The following is a 25,471-nucleotide window of genomic DNA, read 5'->3' as shown; positions in this document are numbered from 1 at the left end:
CTGGGTGAGGGTGTCAGCGCTGTTGCTTAAAGCGATCAAACGTTTCGCTGTCGGGATAGGAACTCTGCGTCCCCAGCCCCATGACCGAGCAAGCCGAGTACGCCACCGCTTGCTCCATGGCCTGACGAATATGGCGGTCGCGGTTCCAGTGGTGGATAAAGCAACCGATAAAGGCATCGCCGGCACCGGTGGTGTCACGGGCGTCAACCCGTACCCCCGGCACCTGGAACTCCCCCTCCTCCCCCACGTACAGCGCACCGTGCTCGCCGAGAGTGACGATTACGTGACGAATGCCGCTGGCCACCAGGCTGTGGGCGGCGGTTCGGGCCGATTCAGGCGAGTCCACGACATGGCCTGTGATCAACGCCAGTTCCGACTCGTTGGGAATCAGGAAGTCAAGGTGCGCCAGGTGCTCACGACTCAAGCCGGCCACGGCCGGTGCGGGGTTGAGGAGCACCGCGATACCCTGTCGGTGAGCGAATTCGATGGCGTGGTAGACCGTCTCCAGATTGATCTCCAGTTGCAGCACGATCAGCGTGCAGTCACGCAGGTCGGCGGCGGCCGCGTCTATGTCCACCGGCAGCAAATGCGCATTGGCGCCCTTGACGATCAAGATGCTGTTGTGGGAATCGGCGCGGACAAAAATCGGCGCGACGCCGCTGGAAACCCCAGGCACACGCTGTACATAACGGGTGTCGATACCAAAGCGCTGGAAGTTGGCCACTGTGTTGTCGGCAAACATGTCGTCGCCGACCTTGCTCAGCATCAGGACATCAGCCCCAAGCTTGGCGGCCGCCACTGCCTGGTTGGCCCCCTTGCCGCCGCAACCCATGACAAAGCCAGGCGCTTCCAGGGTTTCGCCCTGGGCCGGCATACGGTCGATATAGGTAATCAAATCCACCATGTTGCTGCCGATGACTGCGATCTTGCTCATTGCTATTCCACCTTGTTGCGGCACGACCAGGCAGGTCGTAGCGCTTTTATTTTGTTATTTAAATAACATTAAGTGTGAATATTCAATCTTTTTTTGCGAAGATGAGTCAACGTATTGTACGAATAGCCACGGGCAAGGACCGGGCATCAAGCGCGGGGCGCGACCTTGAGCCGTTGCGGAACGATGGGATCACGCAAAAAAAAACCGGCCCACAAGGAGCCGGCAAAAAAAACGCCTGTGCTAAAGGCTGAACCGATCCACGGACTGCGACAACTTGCTCGCCAAACCGGCCAGTTCATCGGTGGTCGAGGCGGTTTCACCAATAACGCGGCTATTGGTTTGCGACATGCCGGCAATCATTTCCACCTGATGGGCGATCTCGTTGCTGGCCAGGCTCTGTTCACTGATGGTGCGCGAAATATCGTTGACCAACTCGGTGGTATTCAAGGTGGCCTGAAGAATGTCGCGAATGGCCCGCTCCACCTCAGCGGTCACGGCCATGCCCTTGTCCACCTGGGAGACGCCCTCCTCCATGCTGGTCACCGCCTCGCGGGTGTTTTGCTGGATACGCCCGACCATGCTGGCAATTTCCTGGGTCGATGCGCTGGTGCGTCCCGCCAGGCTGCGCACCTCGTCGGCCACTACGGCAAAACCGCGCCCCTGCTCACCCGCACGGGCGGCCTCGATCGCGGCGTTCAAGGCAAGCAGGTTGGTCTGGTCAGCAATGCCTTTGATCACCTGGATAATGCTGTAGATGGCCTCGGACTCCTTATCCAGCGTGCGGATGACCTGGGCCGACTGCTGCGCTGAACGGGCGATGCCGTCCATATCCTTGACCACCTGGTGAATGACACGGCCACCGTCCTTGGCCAAATTTTCAGCCTGGTTGGCCATGTCGAGGGCGCGCCCGGCGTGGCGAGTGATTTCCTCGATGCTGGCGGTCATTTCACTTGCGGCCGCCGCCATGGTGCTGGCAGCGCTACTTTGTTGCTGGCTGCTGTCGGCCACTTCATGGCAACCCTGGCTCAGGCGCTCGCTCATGCCATTGACGCCATGGGCATTGCTGCGCACCACCTCGATCATGCCGCGCAGGTCTCGCTGCATGGTGGCCAGACTGCTGATCAACAAACCGGCCTCATCCTGGCGACGCGGTTCCACAATCGGCTCGCTCAGATTGCCCCGGGCGATACTCGCGGCGATGCGGCTGGCGGTTTGCAGTGGTCCCATGATGCTCAGGGTCACCCAGCGGCCCTGGCCCAACAGCAACACCAGACTGGCAATCAATACCGCGCCGAGGGTGAAGTTAGCGTTGCTGATGGTATGTTGCGTGCCGGCACTGGTTTTTTGCGTATGACCTTCGATCAGTTCGCTCAGGGCAGCCATCTGATCTTCCAACTGGCTGAAGGCGGTATGGAAGGCATTCAATTGCCCCCGCGCGGCTTCGGGGTTATCCAGCGCCAAAACGACGATGCGCTCGCCGGCGCTGATGTAGGTGTCCAGGCTGGGTTTGATTTTTTCCAGGCTGTCCTTGATCGTGTCTTCCACCGGCAGCTTAAGGTTGTCTGCGAGCACCTGGCGAAAGTGCTCGGCGTGCTCCTTCAGCGAAGTGTTGACCTCATCCCTGGTGCTGGTGCTTTTCCCCAGGCCCACCAGCATGGCCGACAACACATCGGCGCGCAGGGCATCGTGCATCATGTCGGCTTCCATGTGATTGCGCAGCACGGTCATGCTGACTTCATTGTCCTCTACCGCTGCCCCCATCCGGTTATTTCCCAGGTAACCGGCCACGCTCATGACCAACGCAGTGAGCAATCCGGTCGCAATCAACAACATCAAGCGCAATTTGATCGTCATGCTCTTATCCCCGTACCTGGACTGCCGGTTGGGAACCCAACCGCTTGACCGCCCCTGCTACCGTTATCGGCCAGAGTCTCTGGTTAGTGAAGCCTAAGTTTGCGGATTTGCACCGATCCCTTAAGCTAACCGACCTTTGCTGCGCCCCGGATCTACCCATGTCTCGAAGTATTGCCCATCTCGCCCTGCTGCTGGGCTTGATCACCGCCGTTGGCCCGTTCGCCATCGACATCTACCTGCCTGCGCTGCCGACCCTGGGCGCCAGCCTCCAGGCCTCGCCGGCGGCGGTGCAAATGAGCCTGACGGTGTTCTTCATGATCATCGGCGTGTGCCAGCTGTTCTACGGCCCGATCAGCGATGTCTTCGGGCGCAAGTTGCCGATCTATGCGGGCCTGGTGATCTTTACCATCGGCAGTATCGGCTGCGCCCTGGCGCCGAATATCGAAGTGCTGATCGGCTTTCGTGCTGTGCAAGCATTCGGGGCCTGTGCGGGGATGGTGATCCCGCGGGCGATTGTGCGCGACCTGTACACCGGCCATGAAGCCGCGCGGCTGATGGCCTTGCTGATGCTGGTGATGAGTGTTTCGCCGATCCTCGCGCCCTTGGCCGGTAGCCTGGTGATTTCGATCTGGAGTTGGCGTGAAGTATTTGCGGTGCTGGCGGTGGTGGCCGTGCTGTGCCTGGTGATGACCATCGTGCAACTGCCGGAAACCCATCCAGCCGAGCGTCGCCTGGGCAAGACTCTGGGCAATGCGTTTGGCAGCTACGGAGCGCTGCTGCGCGATCCGGTATTCACAGGGTTGTCGGTGGTCTGCGGTTTCGGCCTCGCTACCTTCTTCGTCTTTATCGGCAGTGCGCCCTTCGTGTACATCGAGTATTTCGGCCTGACTCCGACGCAGTTCAGCCTGTGCTTTGCCCTTAACGCGGCGTCATTCTTCGCCATGAGCCAGCTGACCGCACGCCTGAGCGCGCGGTTCGGCCTGGCGCCACTGATCCGTTGGTCGGTGATGGGCGTAGCCGCGATCATGGCCGTGCTGGCGGCCACCACGCTATGGGGGGACAGCCTGGTCTTGATGATGGCGCTGCTGTTTACCGGGTTTGGCTGCCTCGGCCTGCTGCTGCCGGCAGCTGGGGTGCTGTCGCTGGAAGATCATGGCGCAGTGGCAGGTTCTGCATCGGCGCTGCTGGGCGCCATCCAGATGGTCACTGCCGCCGTAGCGATGACCCTGGTGGGGATATTCGCCGACCATACCCCGGCGCCGATGTTGATTGGCATCGCGCTGTGTGCGCTCGCCGCAATGCTCACCACGCTGTGGACCTTACGCCGTTTGCCGGCGCACCTGGCCTCCAGCGTCCCGCCCTCCTCCTGAGGCTTGACGCCAACCATTCGTCGGGCCTCGCGGGCATCCATTACAACTATCGCCGGCCACGTAATTACTAACTCCATAGCACCTTTGGAAACCTATGGAGACTGAAATGACTGACTATCCACGCCCGCCTTTCGCCCCTCAAGCCCAAGCCGTGCCCGGTTCCCAGAAAAAAATGGATCCGTACCCCGACTGTGGCGAACAGAGCTACAAGGGCTCCGGTCGACTGGCCAACAAGATTGCCCTGATCACGGGGGCCGACAGCGGCATTGGCCGCGCCGTTGCCATTGCCTTTGCCCGTGAAGGTGCCGATGTGGCCATTGCTTACCTGGATGAGCACGACGACGCCAAGGAAACCGCGCGCTGGGTTGAAGAAGCCGGTCGCCAATGCCTGCTGCTGCCTGGCGATATCGCGCAAAAAGCCACTTGCCAGGCATTGGTGGACAAGACCGTCGAACAGTTTGGGCGTATCGACATCCTGGTCAATAACGCCGCGTTCCAGATGACTCACGAAACCTTCGAAGAGATCGAGGATGAGGAATGGGTCAAGACGTTCGATATCAACATCACCGCGATGTTTCGCATCTGCAAGGCTGCCTTGCCCCATATGAAGGCGGGCAGTTCGATCATCAATACCAGCTCGGTCAATTCGGATATGCCCAAGCCCACGCTGCTGGCCTACGCCGCGACCAAGGGCGCGATTGCCAACTTTACCGGTGGCTTGGCGCAGTTGTTGGGTGACAAGGGTATTCGCGTCAACAGCGTGGCGCCGGGCCCGATCTGGACGCCGCTGATTGTCGCGACCATGACCGATGACGACGTGAAGAACTTCGGTGGCGAAACCCCGCTGGGGCGTCCGGGGCAGCCGGTGGAAGTGGCGCCGATCTATGTGTTGCTGGCTTCGGATGAGGCCAGCTATATCTCTGGGTCACGCTATGCGGTAACTGGCGGCAAGCCGATTCTCTGAGCCCTCTGAAAGACCAATTGTGGGAGGGGCAAGCCCCTCCCACATTTAATTTTCATTAATCCTGAGGCTACAAATCAAACCGATCCACCGCCCGCCGCCGCTCGTTGTCGTCACGCACGTCATAGCTGGCGGTGGTCTGGATATTGGTGTGATGCGCCAGCTTCTGTGCAATCGACAAATCATGCTCTTCAATCACCCGCGTGATGAACGAGCGGCGGAAGTCATGGGGCATGATCTTCACCCCCACCTGGTCGCCACGCTGGCGGGCGATGTAGTAAATCGCATGTTTGGTAATGCGTTCGCGAGTGATATGGCTGCCACGTCGAATCCGGTTGAACAGGAAGCTGTCGTCCTGTTCGCCGTCCTTGAGTTGCCCGCGACGAAATTCCAGCCAGGTCCGTAATTTGGCAAACGCCCAGTCCGGCGCGTACTTGACCAGTTCCTTGTTGCCCTTGCCGATCACCCGCAGGCTGCGTTCGTCAAAATTTATCTGGGCCAGGTCAAGGTTGACCGACTCTGACTTGCGCATGCCCGAGCCATATAGCAAGCCAATTACTGCGGCGTCCCGCAGGCCCTGGGGGCGTGGGTCGGCGGCGCAGACCTCGAGCATCTCGCGGATCAAGGTGCGACGCAGGTTACGACCCTGGCCCAGGCGTGTACCCGGTGTGGCCTTGACCGAGCGCATCTTCAACAGGTGGTCCTGGCTGATCAAGCTCATGCGCCATGCTTCGTTCATCACTCCGCGTACGGCATTCACATATAGCGACGAGGTATTCGGCGCATAGCCGTCCTCACGCAAAGCCGCGACCAGGGCGATCACATGCTCGGGTTGCAGCAGGTGCCAGTCGATCTCTTCGAGGTTGATGTCCTCGAAGCCCAGGCGATCGGCGGCATCCTGCAGCACATAGCGCATGGTCAGTTGGCTGGAAGGTGCCAGGCGGGTGAGGTAGAGGGTCAGTGGGTTGCGGGTAGACTCAGTCAAGGTAGATCAGCCTTTGGATTAAATAGATCGCTCAACCTGTTGATTAATCGATGTATTTAGTGAATTGGCGAAGGCAAAGTCTAACCCATGATCGACATGGCTATCTACCCAACTTCTGGTACTCCACTGGACCCTGTGGGAGGGGGCTTGCTCCCGATGGCGGCCTCCGGGCCGACCAGGATCTTGGATCAGACCGAGTACATATCCATTGTTGCGGTAACGGCCACTTAGGGTTCCGCTTTTACAACGGGTCACTTTTGGAAAAGAGCCCCAAAAGTAACCAAAATTAGGGCTCTTGCCCCACCACTCGGCACCTCGCCCAGGCTCGGTGTGCCCGTAATCCGCCATGGATTCGGGGCGGCTAAACCGGCATCCCTGCCGGTTTACCCCCCAAATCCCTGTCGAATTCCGGCCAGCGTGGTTTAACGGGGCGCCTAGGATCAAAAGCAAGATCAAGAGCGGCTCGCTTCGCATCGTGGTTACGGTCGGCTGCGGCTACAAAAGTTGTGTAGATACCTATGCCCCGATGACGGCCTGTCAGTGAATGCATCTGCGGCTGACCCGCCGCCATCGGGGGCAAGCCCCTCCCATATTTTGAGCGGCGAATATCATTGATAATACGGGCATCACGGCTCCACGCCGTCCTCCTCGCCAGAATCCTGAGGCTGGGCCAGGGACTGACTCCAGTCGGCGTCCTGCTGCTGCATCAGCGCGAACCAATGCTTGCGCATGAAGGTGAGGTAGCCGTCCGGCGCCTTGGCGAAGTCTTTCTCGTCGCCATAGCAGCCTGGCAGTGGCAGTTCGGTGCCCTGCTCCTTGTATTGGCTGACCAGCGCCTGCTGGGCCGCGACGCTGCAGTCGGTGGGCAATGGCATGCCGCGCAAGGCTCCGGCGTCCTCATCCCACCAACTGGCGCCCACACGGTCAAGGCCACGCAGGCGGTACTTCTCGGACTTGCCGACGTGCATGATCAGCTTGAATTCGTTAGGGCTGACATCACTGGTGCAGGTACGCGAATAGCCGACCGTGGCCTGGGTATTGCCGTCGCCCAGCAGATCAGTGACCTTGGTGGCCGCACGGTCAAAGCGCAGCCCGGCGTCGAATTCGCAGTGCTGCACGTCGTCGTACAGCATCCACACACGCTTTGGATGGTCGCCGCCGAGCAGGTACTGTGCCGCGTAAACAAAGGCTGACTGGGTGCCATCGTCATCCCGTTCGCTGACCTGTTCGGCAAGCACCAGCAGGTTTTTGCCTTGGCGGTCGTCCCAGGTATAGGCCGCGACTTGTCTGCCGCGGACTTCCACGCCTTCCGGCACCTGCTCGATGCTGGTCAGCGCAACGCCGTCATCGGCCCGCACGCTGGTGACACAGGCCACCGTCATCAACAGTCCCATCAACGCGGGCCGTAACTGGCCGCGTAAAAGTTGCACGCTATTCATCCGACTACCCTGGCAAGAGATGGCTTACTTTACCGGCACTTGAGCGCCAATGCAGAGAAGATTGTTGAATAAGCCTCTTCGCCCGGGCCGCCGCGCCAAAATTGAACCAACCCCCCTGTCGGGCGCTCCCATCTTGCCCACGCCCTTGTACTTGTAATGCCTTAGTTACTTAGCTGAACCCTAGCTGTCTACCTGTCAAATAAACGAGTTTTTCATCCGCCTTTCATATTCGTTGCACATTTTTGCGCTTAACCTTGTAGGCAATACTTCAGAGCAAACCGCGGTTTGTCGACTAACCTGTTGATTACGCTTTATCTTTAGCGCCGCCTTGTAGTCTGCGGGCTGTAATTTCGCCCAATAATTGCTGTTGTTTTCACGCATCAAGTTGCTCCAGCCCGAGGTCATGAAACGTTGAAACCCTACCCTATTGATTGCGTGTCGATCGTTATCCCGGTCTACAACGAACAAGAGAGCCTGCCCGAATTGCTGCGTCGTACCACCGCAGCCTGCAAGCAACTGGCTTACGAATACGAAATCATCCTGGTGGATGACGGTAGTCGCGACGATTCGGCCCAACTGCTCGAAGACGCCGCCGCTGCAGAAGGCAGCAACGTAGTAGCGGTGATCCTCAACCGCAATTACGGCCAGCACGCTGCGATCATGGCCGGCTTCGAGCAGTGCCGTGGCGACGTGGTGATTACTCTCGACGCTGACCTGCAGAACCCGCCGGAAGAAATCCCGCGCCTGGTGGAACAAGCCGCCCTGGGCTACGACGTGGTCGCCACCGTGCGCAACAACCGCCAGGACTCCGCCTTCCGTCGCTGGCCGTCGCGGCTGATCAACCTCGCCGTGCAACGCTCTACCGGCGTGGCCATGAGCGATTACGGCTGCATGTTGCGCGCCTACCGCCGCACCATCGTCGACGCCATGCTCGCCTGCCGTGAACGCAGCACCTTTATCCCGATCCTGGCCAACGGATTCGCCCGCCACACCACGGAAATCCTCGTGCATCATGCCGAGCGGGAACACGGCGAATCCAAATACAGCGCCATGCGCCTGATCAGCCTGATGTTCGACTTGCTGACCTGCATGACCACCACGCCATTGCGCCTGCTGTCCATTGTTGGTTTCAGCCTGGCGGCGCTGGGTGTGTTGTTTGCCTTCGCACTGATCATCATGCGCCTGGCCTTCGGCGCCGACTGGGCTGGTGACGGCCTGTTCGTGCTGTTCGCCGTGCTGTTCGTGTTCACCGGTGGCCAGTTCATCGGCATGGGCCTGTTGGGTGAATACCTGGGCCGCATGTACAGCGATGTACGTGCCCGCCCACGCTTCTTTATTGAAAAAGTGCTGCGCAACCAGCCGGCAGCACCGGCTCCAGTCGTCGTGGTTGACGGCCTGGTGTCTTCCCATACTTCTACTTCTCCTTCCGATCAGGTCCAGTCATGAGTTCAAAAGCTGTTGTCTTCGCTTACCACGATATTGGCTGTGCAGGCATTGAAGCCCTGCTCAGTGCGGGCTACGAAATTGCCGCCGTGTTCACCCATGCCGATGACCCCAGGGAAAACAACTTCTATGGCTCCGTCGCTCAGCTCTGCGCACGTAATGGCATCCCGGTACACGCCCCGGAAGACGCCAATCACCCCCTGTGGATCGAGCGCATCGCCAAGCTGAATCCGGAGTACATCTTCTCTTTCTACTACCGCAACCTGCTCAGCGAAGCGCTGTTGGCCACCGCTCGCAAAGGCGCGTTCAACCTGCACGGCTCGTTGCTGCCCAAATACCGTGGCCGCGCACCGGCCAACTGGGTGCTGGTCAACGGTGAGACTGAAACCGGTGTCACCCTGCATCGCATGGTCAAGCGTGCCGATGCGGGCGCCATCCTGGCCCAGCAGCGCGTCAGCATCGACCGCACCGATACCGGCTTGAGCCTGCACGCCAAGCTGCGTGATGCCGCCGCTGCTCTGCTGCGCGATGCGCTGCCACAGCTGGCCCAGGGCAAGCTGGCTGAAACCGCCCAGGATGAAAGCCAAGCCACTTACTTCGGCCGCCGCACCGCCGCCGATGGCAAGCTGGACTGGAAACAACCAGCCGAAACCCTGTTAAACCTGGTTCGCGCCGTGACCCAGCCGTACCCAGGCGCCTTTTGCGCCGTCGGCGAGCACAAACTGATCGTCTGGCAAGCCGAGGTGGTCAAGGGCAACGAAGGCCTGGCGCCAGGTCGCGTGATCAGCGTCAGCCCGCTGCGTATTGCCTGCGGCGAAGACTCCCTGGTGATCAAGTTCGGCCAGCGCAATGAAAATGGCCTGTACCTGGCCGGCCCGGCCCTGGCCGATGAGCTGGGCCTGGTGGACGGTTCCGTACTGCGCGGCGCTGAGTCCGGGCGCAAGCCACGCCGTACCCGCGTGCTGATCCTGGGGGTAAACGGTTTTATCGGTAACCACCTGTCCGAGCGCCTGCTGCGTGACGACCGTTACGAGATCTATGGCCTGGACATCGGCTCCGACGCCATCGAGCGCCTGCGCAGCCACCCCAACTTCCACTACGTGGAAGGCGATATCAGCATCCACTCAGAGTGGATCGAGTACCACATCAAGAAATGCGACGTGGTCCTGCCGCTGGTAGCCATCGCCACCCCGATTGAATACACCCGTAATCCGCTGCGTGTGTTCGAGCTGGACTTCGAAGAAAACCTCAAGCTGGTGCGCTACTGCGTCAAGTACAACAAGCGTGTGATCTTCCCATCGACCTCCGAAGTCTATGGCATGTGCCAGGACCAGTACTTCGACGAAGACACCTCCAACCTGGTGGTCGGCCCGGTCAACAAGCAGCGTTGGATCTACTCGGTGTCCAAGCAACTGCTGGACCGCGTGATCTGGGCCTACGGCGACAAGGGCCTGAACTTCACCCTGTTCCGCCCTTTCAACTGGATGGGCCCGCGCCTGGACCGCCTCGACTCGGCGCGTATCGGCAGCTCCCGCGCCATCACCCAGCTGATCCTCAACCTGGTGGAAGGCACGCCGATCCGCCTGTTCGACGGTGGTGAGCAAAAACGTTGCTTCACCGACATTGCCGACGGCATCGAGGCCCTGGCCCGCATCATCGATAACGACAACGATGCCTGCAACGGCCAGATCATCAACATCGGCAACCCGGAAAACGAAGCGAGCATTCGCCAGTTGGGCGAAGAGCTGTTGCGTCAGTTCGAGGCCCACCCGCTGCGCCATAACTTCCCACCGTTTGCCGGTTTCCGCGACGTGGAAAGCAAGGCGTTCTACGGCACCGGTTACCAGGACGTGGCGCACCGCAAGCCCAGCATCGAAAACGCCAAGCGCCTGCTGAACTGGGAGCCGACCGTGCAGATGAGCGAAACCATCGGCAACACGCTCGACTTCTTCTTGCGCGAAGCCATGCTTGAAATAGCGGACAAGAAATAATGCAGGCAGGTCTTCGCATCGACGTCGACACCTACCGTGGCACCCGTGAAGGTGTGCCGCGGCTGCTCGAATCCCTGGCTGAAGCCGGGGTAAAGGCGACGTTCTTCTTCAGTGTCGGCCCGGACAACATGGGCCGCCATTTGTGGCGCCTGATCCGCCCGCAATTCCTGTGGAAGATGCTGCGTTCCAATGCTGCCGGCCTGTATGGCTGGGACATCCTGCTGGCCGGCACTGCCTGGCCAGGCAAGCCGATTGGCCGCGACCTGGGGCATTTGATGCGCCAGGCCAAGGCTGCCGGGCATGAAGTCGGCCTGCACGCCTGGGATCACCATGGCTGGCAGGCCAACGCCGGGCGCTGGAGCGAGGCGCAGTTGATCAAGCAGGTTCGGCGAGGCGTGCAGACCTTGAGCGACATCCTGGGCGAACCTATCGATTGTTCAGCGGCTGCCGGTTGGCGTGCCGATGAGCGTGTGGTGCAAGCCAAGCAAGGGTTCAACTTCCGCTACAACAGTGATTGCCGGGGCACCAGCCTGTTTCGACCGACCTTGGCCGATGGCAGCGCCGGCACCCCACAAATTCCGGTAGACCTGCCGACCTTCGACGAAGTCGTCGGACCGGTAGTGGCTGCCAAAGACTTCAACAACTACATCCTGGACCGGTTCAGCGCCTCAAAACTGAACGTCTACACGGTCCACGCAGAGGTAGAAGGGATTCTGATGGCCAATGATTTTCGCCAGTTGCTCACTCAGGCAAAGCAACGCGGCATTGATTTTACGCCCCTGGGCGACCTGTTGCCCGCGGATGTGACCACCCTGCCCCAGCAACGGTTGGTGCGCGGCGCCTTGAGCGGTCGCGAGGGTTGGCTCGGAGTACAACAAGCATGATCCGCCGCTGGGCCCTGCCCTTGCTCCTGCTGGCGTTTGCCGTGGTCTATCTGCTGCCGCTGGCTACCCACGGCCTGTGGATCCCGGATGAAACCCGTTATGCGCAGATCAGCCAGGAAATGCTGCTGACCGGCAAATGGGCGTCACCGCACTTTATGGGCATCCGCTACTTCGAAAAACCCGCCGCAGGCTATTGGATGATCGCGCTGGGCCAGGCGCTCTTCGGGCAGAACCTGTTCGGCGTACGGTTTGCCTCGGCGTTGAGCACCGGCTTGAGCATCCTGATGGTCTACCTGGTCTCTCGCCGGCTGTGGAACGACCCGCAGAAAAGCCTGGTCAGCACCGTTCTGTACATGAGTTTCGTCAGTGTCGCGGCGCTCGGCGGCTATGCCAACCTGGACCCGCAGTTCACCTTCTGGGTCAACCTGACCGGTGTGGCGTTGTGGTTCTGCTTCGACAGCAGCTCGCGGCGTGGCCGCCTGTGGTCCTGGGCCCTGCTGGGTTTCGCGTGCGGCTTGGGTTTCATGACCAAGGGCTTCCTGGCCTGGTTGCTGCCGGTATTGGTCGCCCTGCCCTACGCCCTCTGGCAAAAACGCATGGGCGAATTGTTCAAGTTCGGCGTTGTGGCCGTACTGGTGGCGATTGTGGTCAGCGTGCCATGGGCGTTGGCCGTGCATTTACAAGAGCCGGACTACTGGCACTTCTTCTTCTGGCACGAGCATATCCAACGCTTCGCCGGTGAAGACGCCCAGCACGCCGAACCGTTCTGGTACTACCTACCGCTGCTGATAGCGTTCGCGCTGCCATGGGTCGCGCTGCTGCCGTCTACAGCCAAAGAGGCGTGGCTGCAAAAGCGCGTACCAAAGACCGCGTTCCTGCTGCTCTGGCTGCTGATGCCCCTGGCGTTTTTCAGCCTGGCCAAGGGCAAGCTGCCCTCCTATATCATGCCGTGCATGTTGCCCCTGGCCCTGCTGATGGGCTCGACCCTGAGCGACAAACTCACTCAGCGCCACGGTCGCGTCCTGCGTATCAATGGCTGGTTGAACCTGGTGATCGGTGTGCTGGTCTTGCTGGCCCTCAGCTGGTTCCAGTTGAAGAAACCGGTGTACGAACCCGGCGAGGAAACCCTCAGCCTGGTGCTGGTGTTTACCTTCTTGTTCGGCTGGATCGTCATCAATCTGCTGCAAGCGGCGCGCCCCTTGGCATTGTGGGCCGCGCCCCTGATCGGCAGTGGCTTGCTGGTGGTCCTGGTGCCTGCGGCGTTGCCCCATTCGGTGGTTTATAACAAGACCCCGGACCAGTTCATCATTGATCACATCGACGAGTTGCAGCCCACCGTCGCCCTGTTGAGCAATGACCTTGGCGCCGCCTCAGCGCTGTCATGGCGTCTGAAACGCCCTGATATCACGCTGTACAACACCTCAGGAGAGGTCAAGTACGGCCTGACTTATGCGGATACGGCCCCGCGCCTGGTGGACCGCAACGCGATTCAGGCATGGATGGAGCAAACCCGGCGTACCGGCGCTGTTGGCGTGGTGATGCGGGTCAATAGCGCCGGCGAAAAGGAAGAACTCGCGCTGCTGCCTGCCGATGGCAAGCGCTATGCACAGGGCAAGATCGTGATCCTGATTTTCCCCCAGGTCGCGCCATGATCACCCTGCTGCTGTTACTCACAGCCTGCCTGTTCACCTGCATGGGCCAGGTCTCGCAAAAGTTCGCCGTAGAAAGCTGGCGTGACGTGCCGGACGGTTGGGCGTTGAAACTGCGCTCACCATGGTTATGGTCGGCGCTGGTGTGCCTGGGCCTGGGTCTGCTGGCGTGGCTGTTGGTGCTGCAGCGCCTGGAAGTGGGCATTGCCTACCCCATGCTCAGCTTGAATTTCGTGCTGGTCACGCTGGTGGCGCGCTTTGTGTTTCACGAACCCATCGATGGCCGTCACTGGCTGGGTGTGGCGCTGGTGATTGTCGGTGTCGCCTTGCTGGGGCGCCAGGTATGAGCCGCGTACGGGGTTTCGCCCTGGCCTTGGGCAGTGTCGGCCTGGTGAGTGGCGCCCAGTTGGGCATGCGCTGGAGCATGACACGCCTGCCCTTGCCCGCCGAATGGCTGGCAGCCTTCACCAGCAACAGCATCGACCTCAGCGCCTTGGGCGTGGTGATCCTGGCGATCAGCGCCTATGCGCTATCGATGCTCTGCTGGCTCGGCGCGCTGAAGGACTTGCCCCTCGGCCGCGCCTATTCGTTGCTCAGCATCAGCTACGCGCTGGTTTACCTGCTGGCCGCCAGCCTGCCGGTGTTCAACGAAGATTTCTCGCTTTCAAAAACCCTGGGGGTGGCCTTGGTCATCCTCGGTGTACTGGTTATCAACTCTCGTCGTGCTAGCACCTCAAGTCCCAGGAATACCCCATGAAAATCAGTGTATTTGGTAGTGGTTACGTTGGTTTGGTACAGGCCACTGTACTCGCCGAAGTCGGTCACGATGTCATTTGCATGGACGTTGACAAGAGCAAGGTCGAGGCACTCCAAAAAGGCCACGTGACCATCTTCGAGCCGGGCCTGGCCGCGATGGTCAAGGACAACCTGGAAAGTGGACGCCTGCACTTTACCTACGACGAAAAACTCGCCGTCGAGCACGGTGAAGTGCTGTTCATCGCCGTGGGCACGCCGTCCGACGAGGACGGTTCGGCCGACCTCAAATACGTGCTGTCGGTGGGTGACGCCGTGTCTCGCCACCGCGTGGAGCCGGTGATCCTGGTGGAGAAGTCCACCGTGCCTGTCGGTACAGGCGACACCCTGCGTGCCCATATCGAAAAGAACCTGCATATTGCAGGCCGCCACCTGGATTTCGATATCGTCTCCAATCCGGAATTCCTCAAGGAGGGCTCGGCCGTTGCCGACTGCCGCCGTCCGGACCGCATCATCATCGGCTGCGAACGTGAGCAAGTGCGTGAAGTAATGCGCGACCTGTACGCACCGTTCAACCGCAACCACGACCGCATCATCTTCATGGACCTGCGCAGCGCCGAGCTGACCAAATACGCCGCCAACTGCATGCTGGCCACCAAGATCAGCTTCATCAACCAGATCGCCGAGCTGGCTGAACATTTGGGTGCCGATATTGAAGCGGTGCGCCTGGGAATCGGTGCCGACTCGCGGATCGGCTACCACTTCATCTACCCGGGCTGCGGCTATGGCGGCTCATGCTTTCCCAAAGACATGCGTGCCTTGATCCACAGCGCCAAGCAAGCCAACTGCTCCAGCGACCTGCTCGAAGCCGTGGAAGCCATCAACCAGCGGCAGAAGAGCAAGCTCTTCGAGCGTATCAACGCGTTCTTCAAGGGCAACCTCAAGGGCAAGACGTTCGCCTTGTGGGGCCTGGCCTTCAAACCCAATACCGATGACATGCGCGACGCCCCCAGCCGTGTACTGATGGAAGCCCTCTGGGCTGCCGGCGCCAATGTGCGCGCCTTCGACCCGGAAGCCATGCAGGAAACCCAGCGTATCTACGGCGATGACCCGCGGTTGATGCTGATGGGCACCCCGGAGTCCACCCTGGGCGGCGCCGATGCACTGATCGTGTGTACCGAATGGCAGCAATTCAAGGCACCGGACTTCGACCTGATTCACCAGCGCCTGAAAACCCCGGTGATCTTCGATGGCCGCAACCTGTATGACGGTGAGCGCCTGACACGCAAAGGCTTCAAGTATTTCCCCATCGGCCGTGGCGATTCCTGCGAGTTGCCGATCCCCCAGCAAAACTGGGTGGAACAGGTCAGGGATGTCGGCTAGGTGAACAAGGTTTTTCCGTCCCTGCAGAGTGCCACGATCCGCCGCCAGTCGCTGGGGCTTGGGCTTCTGGCGCTGGTGCTGTTCATTGCCGGCAACTGGCACCAGGCGATCATCGGCTTCGATTCGCGCTTCGTGGTCTTTGCCCAGGAAATGCTGCGCCATGGGCCAAGCTTTTTCCCCACCACCTACGGTCAGCCCTATGCCGACTACCTGGCGACGTCGACCCTGCTGACCTGGCTGTTGTCGTTGCCTTTCGGCCAGGTCACCAGCCTGACGGCGTGGTTGCCTACCGCGCTCGCATCGGCGCTGATCGTGGTGCTGGTGTATCGCCTGATCGCGCCCTACTCGCGGCGCTGGGGCTTGCTGAGTATTACGATGTTGCTGCTCAGCAGCACTTTTGTCAGCGAAACCCGCTCGGTCTCCCTGGACCAGATGCTCGCTGCCGTGGCCCTGGCCGTGTTTTACCTGGGGTATGCCCATGATCACTTCAGTGCAGCCAAACGCCTGCATTGGGTGTTCCTGTTGCTGCTGCTGGGGTTTGCGATCCGTGGGCCGATTGGCCTGGTGATCCCCACCGGGGTGTTGTGCAGCTATTACCTGATCAACCGCCAATGGCGCCAGTTGTTCAGCTTCGGCTTGCTGTCACTGGCGCTATTGGCGGCGTGTGTCGGCCTGCTGTTGCTGCTGGCCAAGCTCAGCGGCGGCGAAGACTTCATGCATGATGTGATTCGTATGCAGTTCCTTGGGCGCATGGATGGCAGCGAAGGCTCCGGCGGCGTGCTGTATTACTTCACCAGCTCCATGGGCAACTATGCCATGGCCTATCCGCTGGCATTGCTGGCGCTGCTGGCCGTGGTGATTGGCGGCCGGCGCGGGCCGGACCCGGCGTTGAAGCTGGTGTGCTATTGCGCGGCCGCGGCTTTGCTGGTGATGCTGGGCCTGTCGGTGCCCCAGGCCAAGAAGGCACGTTATATCCTGCCGATGCTGCCGTTTGCAGCCATCATCGCCGCGTACCCTTTCCAGGTCTCCCAGGGCCGTCTCTTTACCTGGCTGCGTGGGCTGACACTGGGTCTCTGGACGCTGTTGCCAACGCTATTGGCGATTGGCCTGGTGGTGGCGCGGCGGCGTTATCCAGAGCCGCTGGCCAGCCTCGAGCTGATCTTCGTTGTGCTCGGGCTGCTCCAGGTCCTGGCTTTGCTGGCACTGCTCAAGGCGCGACTACGCCACTATGGTCCCGCCTTGGCCGCCGTGCTCGCGCTCTGGACCACCTACATCATGGTGGTTGAACCCTTGGAACGCCGGCTGTACGACACCCGCACGTTCAGCCTTGCCGTGAAGGCCAAGGTCCTGCAGCAGCCGGCCCCGCTGGTGCTGCACGCCTTGGGCAAAGACGCGAAAGCCATCAAGTTCATGGTCAATTACGATTGTGACAAGGTGCCGTTGTTTACCCAATTGCCTGTCGATTTGAAACCGATCCAGGCGCCGGCATGGGTCGTCATGAGTCAGGCAGACTTCGAAACGCTGGATGATCCACGCCTGCGTTCGATCACGCCGATGCTCACCGGCGAGTTCGACAAGACCCCCTATGTACTGCTGCATCTGGCAGCCACTTCGGCGCCTTGAGTGCTTTTCCCATGGCATCGTAAGAAAGAACGCCCACTCTTCAACCAGTGGGCGACTTTCATCATAGGCACCAAGAAAACACCTACATTCCTTTGCGTAATAGCTGGTGCACTTTCCCTTCCTGCGCCTGGAACCCAACGGTAGACTCGCTGCCACGTGCAATCAATATCTACCACCCGCTCGTCAGCGCTCACCTGCTGGCGTTCGGACCAAGGCACTCCATAACAACAAGGACGCTGTAGGCTGCCCACGCGATGGCTTACTTCATTGAGAGGACAATGCCGTGCGAGAGGAACTGTTCACTGTACCCTTACCCAGACTGGATCGTTTGATGGAGCTGCGCGACGCACTGGTGGCACTTAAGGGCCCGTTGGCCGACGACCCCAGATTACGCGAAGACGTGCAAGAACGCCTGTTCAATGAAGAGGCCAACAGCCGCGTGCTGGGTAAGATCAACGCCGCCACGCAAAACCCGGCAGGGCCGATTACCTACGGCGATGCCATTTGACTGCATAATTTTTGCATTTAAACCTCATTAATATGCAGTGGCGCCAATGCAATATCAGCGGCACACTGCGCAGGTTCCTCCCCCAAATGTTGGAACCTTTCAAAGGGCTGTTCCGGGAAAACCGGCAGGCCTTTTTTTTCGCCCGCTGTTTATGGACCGTCTTTCAATGCTCGCTCGTTGGTTACCCGCTGCAATCAATACCCGCCCGACCGAATGGAGCCGTGCCGCAATCGGCATGGCGCTGGGCACGATGTTCAGTGTCTGGGCCTGTGCCCAAGTGTTCGGCATGGAGGTTGCCCTGCACCTGCTGGGCCCGCTTGGCGCCTCGGCGGTGCTGCTGTTTGCCGTGTCATCGGGGGCCTTGGCCCAGCCGTGGTCGATCATGGGCAGTTATCTCTGCGCCGGCATCGTGGCGTTGCTGGTAGCACGGGTGCTGGGGCGTACCTTGGGCAGTGCTTGCCTGGCGGCCGGCATGACGGTGATCCTGATCTGCTGGCTTCGCTGCCTGCATCCACCAGCCGGTGGCCTGGCCATGACCCTGGTGTTGGCCGACCCGGCCTCGATCGCACTGGGCTGGCACGAGCTGGCACCGGTGATGCTCGGCGCCGGCGCCCTGCTGGCCTGTGCCCTGGCCTACAACAACGCCACGCGCACGCGTTACCCCAAAGGCCCTGTTGAACCTGCGCCGGTTTTCATCGACAGCCCCCCCATGACCGATCCCGCTATCACCGCTGCCGATCTCAAGCTGGCGCTGGCCGAGATGGAGCAATTCTTCGATGTCGAGCCCACGGAGCTGGAACAGCTGATTCATGCCGCCGAAGTCCATGCGCGGCGACGCAGTATCGGCGAGGTGCTGGCAACTCGTGTGGGCTGAGGCCTAATCCGCACCATGCGACAAATGGTGCAATACGCCGCTTGCGACCAGGCGGCTGACGACTAAATTGACGCACTGGCAGATGACATCGAGCAGATCGTCGATGACTTGCTGACGCAATTAAGCTCCCAGCCAGAGCTGATGACTGAACTGTTCAACAAGATTCCCGCATTGATCCTGGCGCACATGTTCGGCATACCTGCGCAGGAAGCACTGAAGGTCAGGCGTTGGACGGATGCGATCATCGTGTTCATGGTGGGTAGCACCGATCCGGCATTCGGACCGCGAGAGGCCTTGCAGGCGATGGAAGAGATGTACGAGTACTTCTCGCGTCTCGTCGATGAACATCGCCAATCACCTGGCGCTGATTTGGTCAGCCAAGTGATTGCCGCCGGCGAACAGGCCGGGATGACCCAAGACGACTTCGTGGCGCAGTTGGCCTTTATATTGGTAGCGGCCACGACGACCAGCGCCGATCAGTTGGGCATTATCCTGTTCTATTTGCTCACCCACCCGCAGGCGTTGGCCGAACTCAAGGCCAACCCGGGGTTGATCCCCAATGCCATCGAGGAAGCATTGCGCATCTGCCCCGCCGGGCAGCTGAGTCATCGCGTCGTCACCGAAGACGTCACGCTGCATGGCCAGACCCTACACAAGGGTGACCTTGTGTACCTGGTCCGCGCCGCGGCCAATCGTGACCCCCGGCACTTCAACGATCCTGATCGCTTCGACATCCATCGCCAGCAGCACGACCACCTGGCGTTCGGCCGTGGTCCGCATTTTTGCATGGGCACGTTGCTCTTCAAACTCGAAGCAAAGATCGCATTTACCCGTCTGCTGCAACGCTTTCCCGATGTGCGCCTGATAGACGAGCAACCGCCAGCATGGCGCACCAACAGTCTGCAATTTCGGGGATTAAGCCACATCCGTGTTGCGCTGCAACCGGCTGGCGGGGCGATCACGCGTTGCTTTTCCGCAGCACCGTGGGAAAAGAACGGCGGCTACTGTCGAGCGCTACGCGCAGGCAACCTGATTGTCACCAGTGGCACGGTGGCGTTCGATGAGCAGGGCAATCCCTACGCTCCCGGTGATGTATACCGCCAGACCAGACGCTGCCTGGAAATCATCGAAACCGCGCTCAAGCAGTTGGGCGTCGACAGGACACTTGTGGTCGCCACACGCATGTACACCACCGATGTGGCCTGGTGGCCACAAATCGCCAAGGCTCATCAGGAGTTTTTCAGCCATTGTCCACCGACCACCATGCTGCTGGGCGTCAATCAGTTGATCGCGCCTGCCTATCTCATAGAAATAGAGGCCCAGGCATGGACCGGCCAGTGATGACAGCCGAGAAAGTCCGCGCCGCAGTACGTGGCGCTGTGGTGATGAGCGTGCAGGACTGCTCGGTCGAGACGGCGCCGCGCTCGGTGCGTATACGCCTTTACCGGCAGTCGACAACCGCGCCTGCCCCGGTCCTGCTGTATTTTCATGGCGGTGGCTGGGTAGCTGGTGACCTGGATACCCATGACAGCTTCTGTCGGATCATGTGCGAATGGGCCAGGTGCGCGGTCGTTGCCGTAGATTACGCCAGGCCACCGGAATTCCGCTTTCCCGCCGCCGTGGAAGATTGCTACGCCGTCACCGAATGGGTGGCCGTCCAAGGCGCGGCCCTGGGGCTGGACAGCCACCGGATCGCAGTCGCCGGTGGAGGTTCCGGCGGTGGGCTGGCGGCGGTTATCTGTCAGATCGCCTATGAACGCCACGGTCCCACCATTGGTTTCCAAATGCTGCTTTATCCGCTTCTCGATTGTCTGGCGCGCACTCGTTCCCGGGCCGAGTTCGCGGGTAGATCGGGCCTGACCGCTGAAATGCTCAGATGGTATCTGGGCCAGTATGTGGGCGAAGGACAATCTTTGGACCACCCCTGGTTGTCGCCTGCGCACCGGGCTTCGTTACAGGGCTTGCCCAAAGCGCTGATTCTCACCGCCGGCTGCGATTTACTGCGTGATGAGGGCCGGGTTTATGCACACCGGTTAAAAAAAGCCGGCGTGCAGGTAAGACACACAGAGTACCCAGGCATGGACCACGGTTTTATCAACTACCCTGGTGAACACCTCGCTGCGCGCAAGGCCATCCTCCAGTGTGCGCACGCCCTGGCGGAGCATTTTGGCGGCGGGACGCCCCCAGGCCCCAACCCTGCATAAATGCAAAAACGACCTGCATGATTCCGGGTTGTACGGGGCAAATTTGCACTGGTACGATCACGGGATGGTTCGTCCGCGAACATTTAGATAAAGAACAATAAAAGCAGGGAGTTACACATGACTGCTCAGGTTTTATCCGAAGCAAACCGCAGCGAGGGCCTTCAGGAAGATGTCTTGGCTGAAGTGCGCAACCATATTGGCCACCTCACCCTCAATCGCCCCGCCGGCTTGAATGCCATCACCCTGCACATGGTGCGCCTGCTGACCACGCAGTTGCGGGCCTGGGCCGATGATCCGCAGGTCCATGCCGTTGTATTGCGCGGCGCCGGGGACAAAGCCTTTTGTGCCGGCGGCGACATCCGGTCCCTGTATGACAGCTTCAAGAACGGCAACACCCTGCACGAGGATTTCTTCGTCGAGGAATATGCGCTCGACCTGGCCATCCACCAGTACCCTAAACCGGTGCTGGCGCTGATGGATGGGTTCGTCCTCGGCGGCGGCATGGGGCTGGTACAAGGCGCGGACCTGCGAGTGGTGACCGAGCGCAGCCGCCTGGCCATGCCGGAGGTGGCCATCGGTTACTTCCCGGACGTGGGCGGCAGCTATTTCCTGTCGCGTATTCCCGGTGAACTGGGGACTTACCTGGGCGTCACCGGGGTGCAGATCCGCGCGGCGGACGCCCTGTATTGCGGGTTGGCCGACTGGTATATCGACAGCGCCACGCTCCCCGAACTGGACCAGCAGCTTGATCGTCTGCAATGGCACGACTCGCCCCTCAAGGACCTGCAGGGCGTGCTCGCCAAACTGGCCGCGCAGCAATTGCCCGATGCGCCACTGGCGACCTTGCGGCCGGTCATCGACCATTTCTTCGCCTTGCCGGATGTGCCGAGCATTATCGAGCAGTTACAGGCAGTCACTATCGCCGATACCCATGAATGGGCATTGACCACCGCCCACCTGATGCAGACCCGCTCGCCGCTGGCCATGGCCGTGACCCTGCAAATGCTCCGCCGTGGTCGCCACCTGACGCTGGAACAGTGCTTTGACCTGGAGCTGCACCTGGACCGCCAGTGGTTCGAGCGCGGCGACCTGATCGAAGGGGTTCGTGCGCTGATCATCGACAAGGACAAGACCCCGCGCTGGAATCCGCCGAGCGTTAATGAGCTGGACGCCGCTCATGTCAAAAGCTTCTTCCGCGACTTCGTGCAGATTGAGAAATAAGCCATGCAAGATCTTGAATACACAGAAGAACAAGTCATGATCCGCGACATGGCACGGGACTTTGCCCGTGGCGAAATCGCCCCCCATGCCCAGGCCTGGGAAAAAGCCGGCTGGATCGACGACGCCCTGGTCACCAAGATGGGCGAGCTGGGCCTGCTTGGCATGGTGGTCCCGGAAGAATGGGGCGGCACCTATGTGGACTACGTGGCCTATGCCCTCGCGGTCGAGGAGATTTCCGCGGGTGACGGCGCCACCGGCGCCCTGATGAGTATCCATAATTCAGTGGGTTGCGGGCCGATCCTCAACTACGGCACACAAGCGCAGAAACAAACCTGGCTGGCCGAACTCGCCAGTGGCCAGGCCATTGGCTGCTTCTGCCTGACCGAACCCCAGGCCGGCTCCGAAGCCCACAACCTGCGTACCCGTGCTGAGTTGAAAGATGGCCAGTGGGTGATCAACGGCGCCAAGCAATTTGTCAGCAACGGCAAGCGCGCCAAGCTGGCCATTGTGTTTGCGGTGACCGATCCGGAACTGGGCAAGAAGGGTATTTCAGCGTTCCTGGTGCCCACTGATACCCAGGGTTTTGTGGTCGATCGCACCGAACACAAGATGGGCATTCGCGCCTCGGACACCTGCGCCGTCACCCTCAACCAATGCAGCGTTCCCGAGGCCAACCTGCTGGGTGAGCGCGGCAAGGGCCTGGCTATCGCCCTGTCCAATCTTGAAGGCGGGCGCATCGGTATTGCCGCCCAGGCCCTGGGCATCGCCCGCGCCGCCTTTGAAGCGGCGCTGGCCTATGCCCGTGATCGGGTGCAGTTCGACAAGGCAATCATCGAACACCAGAGCGTGGCCAACCTGCTGGCCGATATGCAAACCCAGCTGAATGCAGCGCGCTTGCTGATCCTCCACGCTGCGCGCCTGCGCAGTGCCGGCAAGCCGTGCTTATCGGAAGCCTCACAGGCCAAGCTGTTTGCCTCCGAAATGGCCGAGCGCGTGTGCTCCAAGGCTATGCAGATCCATGGTGGGTATGGGTACCTGGAAGATTACCCGGTGGAGCGCTACTACCGGGATGCGCGGATCACACAGATCTATGAAGGGACCAGCGAAATCCAGCGGATGGTGATAGCCAGGGAGCTGAAAAACTACCAGCTCTGACTGGCACGCCGCATAAAAACTGTGGGAGGGGGTTTGCTCTCGATGAGGGAGAGTCAGTAAACACATCTATGACTGACCCAACGCCATCGGGAGCAAGCCCCCTCCCACATTTGCATCTCCAGTGTGATAGAGACGGCGCTTGGCCACGAATGCCGCTCAGCTCTGACTGACACACCGCATAAAACTGTGGGAGGGGGCTTGCTCCCGATGAGGGAGAGTCAGTAAATGCATCTATGACTGACCCAACGCCATCGGGGGCAAGTCGAATCGTCGCACCGCCCTTCCCACATTTGCATCTCCAGTGTGGTAGAGACGGTATTACTTATCCTTGAACTGCGGCGCACGCTTGGCCACAAACGCTGCCATCCCTTCTTTCTGATCCTGGGTCGCGAACGCCGCATGGAACACCCGGCGCTCAAAACGCACGCCTTCGGACAGACTGACTTCAAAGGCGCGGTTCACGCTTTCCTTGACCATCATGCTGATCGGCACGGATTTGGCGGCGATCAGGGTAGCGACCTTCAGCGCCTCCTCAAGCAACTCATCGGCCGGTACGATACGCGCCACAATGCCGCAGCGCTCGGCTTCCACCGCGTCGATAAAGCGACCGGTCAGGCACATTTCCATGGCCTTGGCCTTGCCCACTGCGCGGGTCAGGCGCTGGGTGCCACCCATGCCTGGCAGCACGCCAAGGTTGATTTCCGGCTGGCCGAACTTGGCGCTGTCGCCGGCCAGGATAAAGTCGCACATCAGCGCCAGTTCACAGCCGCCGCCCAAGGCAAAGCCGTTTACCGCCGCGATGATCGGCTTACGGCGGTTAGCCACGCGGTCGCTGTCGCTGAACAGGTCGTCCAGGTAGATCTGCGGGTAGGTCAGCTCGGCCATTTCCTTGATGTCGGCACCGGCAGCGAAGGCTTTCTTCGAGCCGGTCAGCACGATGCAGCCGATCTCGGGGTTGGCTTCCAGATCGTCCAGCGCCTGGTTCAACTCACTGACCAGTTGTGCATTCAAGGCGTTCAACGCCTGGGGGCGGTTGAGGGTGATCAGCCCGACACGGCCCTGGACGTCAAGCAAGATGGTTTCGTAACTCATGTATCGGCTCCTTAAAGATTGCGTGAGATGACCATGCGTTGGATATCGCTGGTGCCTTCGTAAATCTGGCAGACCCGCACATCGCGGTAGATCCGCTCCAAGGGGAAGTCGCTCAGGTAACCGTAACCGCCCAGGGTTTGCAAGGCGGCCGAGCAGACTTTCTCGGCCATTTCCGAGGCGAACAGCTTGGCCATGGACGCCTCGACCAGGGCCGGCTTGCCGCTGTCGCGCAAGGCAGCGGCGTAATGCACCATCTGCCGGGCGACGGCAATCTGCGTGGCCATGTCCGCCAGGCGAAAAGCCACCGCCTGGTGTTCGATCAGCGGCTTGCCAAAGCTTTCGCGCTCGCGGGCGTAATCGCGGGCCGCTTCGAAGGCCGCCCGGGCCATGCCCACCGACTGCGACGCGATGCCGACGCGCCCGCCCTCAAGGTTGGCCAGGGCGATCCTGTAGCCCTCGCCCTCTTCGCCCAGGCGGTTGGCCACCGGCACTTTCACGTCTTCAAACAGGATCTGGCAAGTGTCGGAGGCATGTTGCCCGAGCTTGTCTTCAACCCGTGCCACGGTATAGCCCGGTGAATCGGTAGGCACGATAAACGCACTGATGCCACGCTTGCCCGCTGCCGGGTCGGTGACCGCAAACACAATCACAACCCCGGCGTTTTGCCCGGAGGTGATGAACTGTTTGCAGCCGTTGAGTACGTAGTGATCGCCTTCAAGACGGGCACGGGTTTTCAGGCTGCTGGCATCGGAACCAGCCTGGGGCTCGGTCAACGCGAAGGCGCCGAGCATGGCACCGCTGGCCAGGGGCGTGAGGAACCGGGCTTTTTGCTGGTCATTGCCGAACTTGAGGATCGGCACGCAGCCCACCGAGTTATGCACGCTCATGATGGTCGAGCAGGCGCCATCTCCCGCGGCGATTTCTTCCAGGGCCATGGCATAGGCCAGGTAGCCGGTGTCGCAACCGCCCCATTGTTCGGGCACCAGCATGCCGAAAAAGCCCAGTTCGGCCATCTCAGCGATGGCTTCCTTGGGGAAGCGATGCTCGCGATCCCATTCGGCGGCGAAGGGTTTCAGACGTTCCTGGGCGAATTGCCGGGCGGCGTCGCTGATTTGCAGTTGTTCGTCATTGGGCAGCATAAGCAGTCC

The 25,471-nt window shown here is 60.5% G+C and carries 23 protein-coding genes and 1 pseudogene; 16 read left to right on the top strand and 8 right to left on the bottom strand.

Translation table 11 applies throughout. The features are described 5' to 3' along the window. Nucleotides 1-13: 13 nt before the first annotated feature. From rbsK to KVH01_RS30675, 3 genes and pseudogenes are all read right to left on the bottom strand, one after another. Nucleotides 14-934: a ribokinase gene (rbsK, locus tag KVH01_RS20435; RefSeq protein ID WP_217882662.1), complete on the bottom strand. Its 921-nt coding sequence runs from the start codon at nt 932-934 to the stop codon at nt 14-16. A gap of 240 nt (nt 935-1,174) precedes the next feature. Further along, nucleotides 1,175-1,900: a methyl-accepting chemotaxis protein gene (locus KVH01_RS30680; RefSeq protein ID WP_404822076.1), complete on the bottom strand. Its 726-nt coding sequence runs from the start codon at nt 1,898-1,900 to the stop codon at nt 1,175-1,177. A 132-nt stretch (nt 1,901-2,032) separates the two neighbouring features. After that, nucleotides 2,033-2,788: pseudogene (locus tag KVH01_RS30675) on the bottom strand (MCP four helix bundle domain-containing protein); the annotation flags it as partial. Between the two features lie 158 nt (nt 2,789-2,946). Between KVH01_RS30675 and KVH01_RS20425 the strand changes: the two are divergent. Continuing rightward, on the top strand, nt 2,947-4,158 hold the full coding sequence (locus tag KVH01_RS20425) for a multidrug effflux MFS transporter (RefSeq protein WP_043050150.1): 1,212 nt from the start codon (nt 2,947-2,949) through the stop codon (nt 4,156-4,158). Nucleotides 4,159-4,264: 106 nt separating this feature from the next. Continuing rightward, nucleotides 4,265-5,122 (top strand): SDR family oxidoreductase, encoded by an 858-nt coding sequence (locus KVH01_RS20420; RefSeq protein WP_124400639.1) that lies wholly within the window; start codon nt 4,265-4,267, stop codon nt 5,120-5,122. Nucleotides 5,123-5,189: 67 nt separating this feature from the next. On the opposite strand, the gene KVH01_RS20415 is transcribed toward KVH01_RS20420, so the two are convergent. The 3 genes from KVH01_RS20415 to KVH01_RS20405 all read right to left on the bottom strand — a co-directional run bounded on the left by KVH01_RS20415 (nt 5,190) and on the right by KVH01_RS20405 (nt 7,924). Then, entirely contained in the window at nt 5,190-6,104 is a 915-nt protein-coding gene (locus tag KVH01_RS20415; protein ID WP_217882660.1) for a site-specific integrase, read from the bottom strand. A 626-nt stretch (nt 6,105-6,730) separates the two neighbouring features. Next, complete coding sequence (locus KVH01_RS20410) at nt 6,731-7,543, bottom strand: M949_RS01915 family surface polysaccharide biosynthesis protein (RefSeq protein ID WP_043050464.1); 813 nt, start codon at nt 7,541-7,543, stop codon at nt 6,731-6,733. Between the two features lie 195 nt (nt 7,544-7,738). Beyond that, the gene (locus KVH01_RS20405; protein ID WP_124421724.1) at nt 7,739-7,924 is read right to left on the bottom strand and encodes a hypothetical protein; all 186 of its coding nucleotides are present in this window, start codon (nt 7,922-7,924) and stop codon (nt 7,739-7,741) included. Between the two features lie 30 nt (nt 7,925-7,954). Here KVH01_RS20405 and arnC point away from each other — a divergent pair, with 30 nt between their 5' ends. The 14 genes from arnC to KVH01_RS20335 all read left to right on the top strand — a co-directional run bounded on the left by arnC (nt 7,955) and on the right by KVH01_RS20335 (nt 23,231). After that, nucleotides 7,955-8,989 (top strand): undecaprenyl-phosphate 4-deoxy-4-formamido-L-arabinose transferase, encoded by a 1,035-nt coding sequence (gene arnC / locus KVH01_RS20400; RefSeq protein ID WP_124400637.1) that lies wholly within the window; start codon nt 7,955-7,957, stop codon nt 8,987-8,989. Then, nucleotides 8,986-10,977: a bifunctional UDP-4-amino-4-deoxy-L-arabinose formyltransferase/UDP-glucuronic acid oxidase ArnA gene (gene arnA, locus KVH01_RS20395; RefSeq protein ID WP_217882659.1), complete on the top strand. Its 1,992-nt coding sequence runs from the start codon at nt 8,986-8,988 to the stop codon at nt 10,975-10,977. Before arnC ends, arnA begins: the two co-directional genes overlap by 4 nt. Continuing rightward, entirely contained in the window at nt 10,977-11,861 is an 885-nt protein-coding gene (arnD, locus tag KVH01_RS20390; RefSeq protein WP_217882658.1) for a 4-deoxy-4-formamido-L-arabinose-phosphoundecaprenol deformylase, read from the top strand. Before arnA ends, arnD begins: the two co-directional genes overlap by 1 nt. Next, complete coding sequence (gene arnT / locus KVH01_RS20385; protein WP_217882657.1) at nt 11,858-13,513, top strand: lipid IV(A) 4-amino-4-deoxy-L-arabinosyltransferase; 1,656 nt, start codon at nt 11,858-11,860, stop codon at nt 13,511-13,513. Before arnD ends, arnT begins: the two co-directional genes overlap by 4 nt. After that, complete coding sequence (gene arnE / locus KVH01_RS20380; RefSeq protein WP_217882656.1) at nt 13,510-13,857, top strand: 4-amino-4-deoxy-L-arabinose-phosphoundecaprenol flippase subunit ArnE; 348 nt, start codon at nt 13,510-13,512, stop codon at nt 13,855-13,857. Before arnT ends, arnE begins: the two co-directional genes overlap by 4 nt. After that, on the top strand, nt 13,854-14,267 hold the full coding sequence (gene arnF / locus KVH01_RS20375) for a 4-amino-4-deoxy-L-arabinose-phosphoundecaprenol flippase subunit ArnF (RefSeq protein WP_043050470.1): 414 nt from the start codon (nt 13,854-13,856) through the stop codon (nt 14,265-14,267). The genes arnE and arnF overlap by 4 nt, the downstream gene beginning before the upstream one ends. Then, entirely contained in the window at nt 14,264-15,646 is a 1,383-nt protein-coding gene (locus tag KVH01_RS20370; RefSeq protein WP_057010937.1) for a UDP-glucose dehydrogenase family protein, read from the top strand. The genes arnF and KVH01_RS20370 overlap by 4 nt, the downstream gene beginning before the upstream one ends. Beyond that, a complete protein-coding gene (locus tag KVH01_RS20365; RefSeq protein WP_217882655.1) occupies nt 15,647-17,269 on the top strand; it encodes an ArnT family glycosyltransferase in 1,623 nt (540 codons plus the stop codon). A gap of 319 nt (nt 17,270-17,588) precedes the next feature. Beyond that, nucleotides 17,589-17,777, top strand: a complete 189-nt coding sequence (locus tag KVH01_RS20360) for a type VI secretion system contractile sheath small subunit (protein ID WP_264083707.1) — start codon at nt 17,589-17,591, stop codon at nt 17,775-17,777. A 166-nt stretch (nt 17,778-17,943) separates the two neighbouring features. Next, entirely contained in the window at nt 17,944-18,651 is a 708-nt protein-coding gene (locus KVH01_RS20355) for an HPP family protein (RefSeq protein WP_043050473.1), read from the top strand. A gap of 141 nt (nt 18,652-18,792) precedes the next feature. Further along, a complete protein-coding gene (locus KVH01_RS20350; protein WP_217882654.1) occupies nt 18,793-19,992 on the top strand; it encodes a cytochrome P450 in 1,200 nt (399 codons plus the stop codon). Then, nucleotides 19,977-20,855 carry an alpha/beta hydrolase gene (locus KVH01_RS20345; protein ID WP_217882653.1) on the top strand — a complete coding sequence of 293 codons (879 nt, stop codon included), beginning with the start codon at nt 19,977-19,979 and terminating at the stop codon, nt 20,853-20,855. The genes KVH01_RS20350 and KVH01_RS20345 overlap by 16 nt, the downstream gene beginning before the upstream one ends. Before the next feature lie 117 nt (nt 20,856-20,972). Further along, nucleotides 20,973-22,076: an enoyl-CoA hydratase/isomerase family protein gene (locus KVH01_RS20340; RefSeq protein ID WP_217882652.1), complete on the top strand. Its 1,104-nt coding sequence runs from the start codon at nt 20,973-20,975 to the stop codon at nt 22,074-22,076. A gap of 3 nt (nt 22,077-22,079) precedes the next feature. After that, nucleotides 22,080-23,231: an acyl-CoA dehydrogenase family protein gene (locus tag KVH01_RS20335; protein ID WP_217882651.1), complete on the top strand. Its 1,152-nt coding sequence runs from the start codon at nt 22,080-22,082 to the stop codon at nt 23,229-23,231. A gap of 318 nt (nt 23,232-23,549) precedes the next feature. Here KVH01_RS20335 and KVH01_RS20330 read toward each other — a convergent pair whose 3' ends face one another. Together KVH01_RS20330 and KVH01_RS20325 are read right to left on the bottom strand one after the other, a co-directional pair. Then, nucleotides 23,550-24,323, bottom strand: coding sequence for an enoyl-CoA hydratase (locus KVH01_RS20330; protein WP_217882650.1), 774 nt, complete (start codon nt 24,321-24,323; stop codon nt 23,550-23,552). Nucleotides 24,324-24,334: 11 nt separating this feature from the next. Continuing rightward, the gene (locus KVH01_RS20325; protein WP_043050479.1) at nt 24,335-25,462 is read right to left on the bottom strand and encodes an acyl-CoA dehydrogenase; all 1,128 of its coding nucleotides are present in this window, start codon (nt 25,460-25,462) and stop codon (nt 24,335-24,337) included. Nucleotides 25,463-25,471: the final 9 nt, after the last annotated feature.

This window comes from Pseudomonas khavaziana (assembly GCF_019145205.1).
GTDB lineage: Bacteria > Pseudomonadota > Gammaproteobacteria > Pseudomonadales > Pseudomonadaceae > Aquipseudomonas > Aquipseudomonas khavaziana.
The sequence above is the reverse complement of the archived record's forward strand: the minus strand, read 5'-3'. Positions and strand labels throughout refer to the sequence as shown.

Bases quoted from the DNA above. Each gene is read 5' to 3' on its own strand.
- rbsK (WP_217882662.1), bottom strand. From the start codon at position 934: ATGAGCAAGATCGCAGTCATCGGCAGCAACATGGTGGATTTGATTACC.
- KVH01_RS30680 (WP_404822076.1), bottom strand. From the start codon at position 1,900: ATGGCGGCGGCCGCAAGTGAAATGACCGCCAGCATCGAGGAAATCACT.
- KVH01_RS20425 (WP_043050150.1), top strand. From the start codon at position 2,947: ATGTCTCGAAGTATTGCCCATCTCGCCCTGCTGCTGGGCTTGATCACC.
- KVH01_RS20420 (WP_124400639.1), top strand. From the start codon at position 4,265: ATGACTGACTATCCACGCCCGCCTTTCGCCCCTCAAGCCCAAGCCGTG.
- KVH01_RS20410 (WP_043050464.1), bottom strand. From the start codon at position 7,543: ATGAATAGCGTGCAACTTTTACGCGGCCAGTTACGGCCCGCGTTGATG.
- KVH01_RS20405 (WP_124421724.1), bottom strand. From the start codon at position 7,924: ATGCGTGAAAACAACAGCAATTATTGGGCGAAATTACAGCCCGCAGAC.
- arnA (WP_217882659.1), top strand. From the start codon at position 8,986: ATGAGTTCAAAAGCTGTTGTCTTCGCTTACCACGATATTGGCTGTGCA.
- arnD (WP_217882658.1), top strand. From the start codon at position 10,977: ATGCAGGCAGGTCTTCGCATCGACGTCGACACCTACCGTGGCACCCGT.
- arnT (WP_217882657.1), top strand. From the start codon at position 11,858: ATGATCCGCCGCTGGGCCCTGCCCTTGCTCCTGCTGGCGTTTGCCGTG.
- arnE (WP_217882656.1), top strand. From the start codon at position 13,510: ATGATCACCCTGCTGCTGTTACTCACAGCCTGCCTGTTCACCTGCATG.
- arnF (WP_043050470.1), top strand. From the start codon at position 13,854: ATGAGCCGCGTACGGGGTTTCGCCCTGGCCTTGGGCAGTGTCGGCCTG.
- KVH01_RS20370 (WP_057010937.1), top strand. From the start codon at position 14,264: ATGAAAATCAGTGTATTTGGTAGTGGTTACGTTGGTTTGGTACAGGCC.
- KVH01_RS20355 (WP_043050473.1), top strand. From the start codon at position 17,944: ATGCTCGCTCGTTGGTTACCCGCTGCAATCAATACCCGCCCGACCGAA.
- KVH01_RS20350 (WP_217882654.1), top strand. From the start codon at position 18,793: ATGACTGAACTGTTCAACAAGATTCCCGCATTGATCCTGGCGCACATG.
- KVH01_RS20345 (WP_217882653.1), top strand. From the start codon at position 19,977: ATGGACCGGCCAGTGATGACAGCCGAGAAAGTCCGCGCCGCAGTACGT.
- KVH01_RS20340 (WP_217882652.1), top strand. From the start codon at position 20,973: ATGACTGCTCAGGTTTTATCCGAAGCAAACCGCAGCGAGGGCCTTCAG.
- KVH01_RS20335 (WP_217882651.1), top strand. From the start codon at position 22,080: ATGCAAGATCTTGAATACACAGAAGAACAAGTCATGATCCGCGACATG.
- KVH01_RS20330 (WP_217882650.1), bottom strand. From the start codon at position 24,323: ATGAGTTACGAAACCATCTTGCTTGACGTCCAGGGCCGTGTCGGGCTG.
- KVH01_RS20325 (WP_043050479.1), bottom strand. From the start codon at position 25,462: ATGCTGCCCAATGACGAACAACTGCAAATCAGCGACGCCGCCCGGCAA.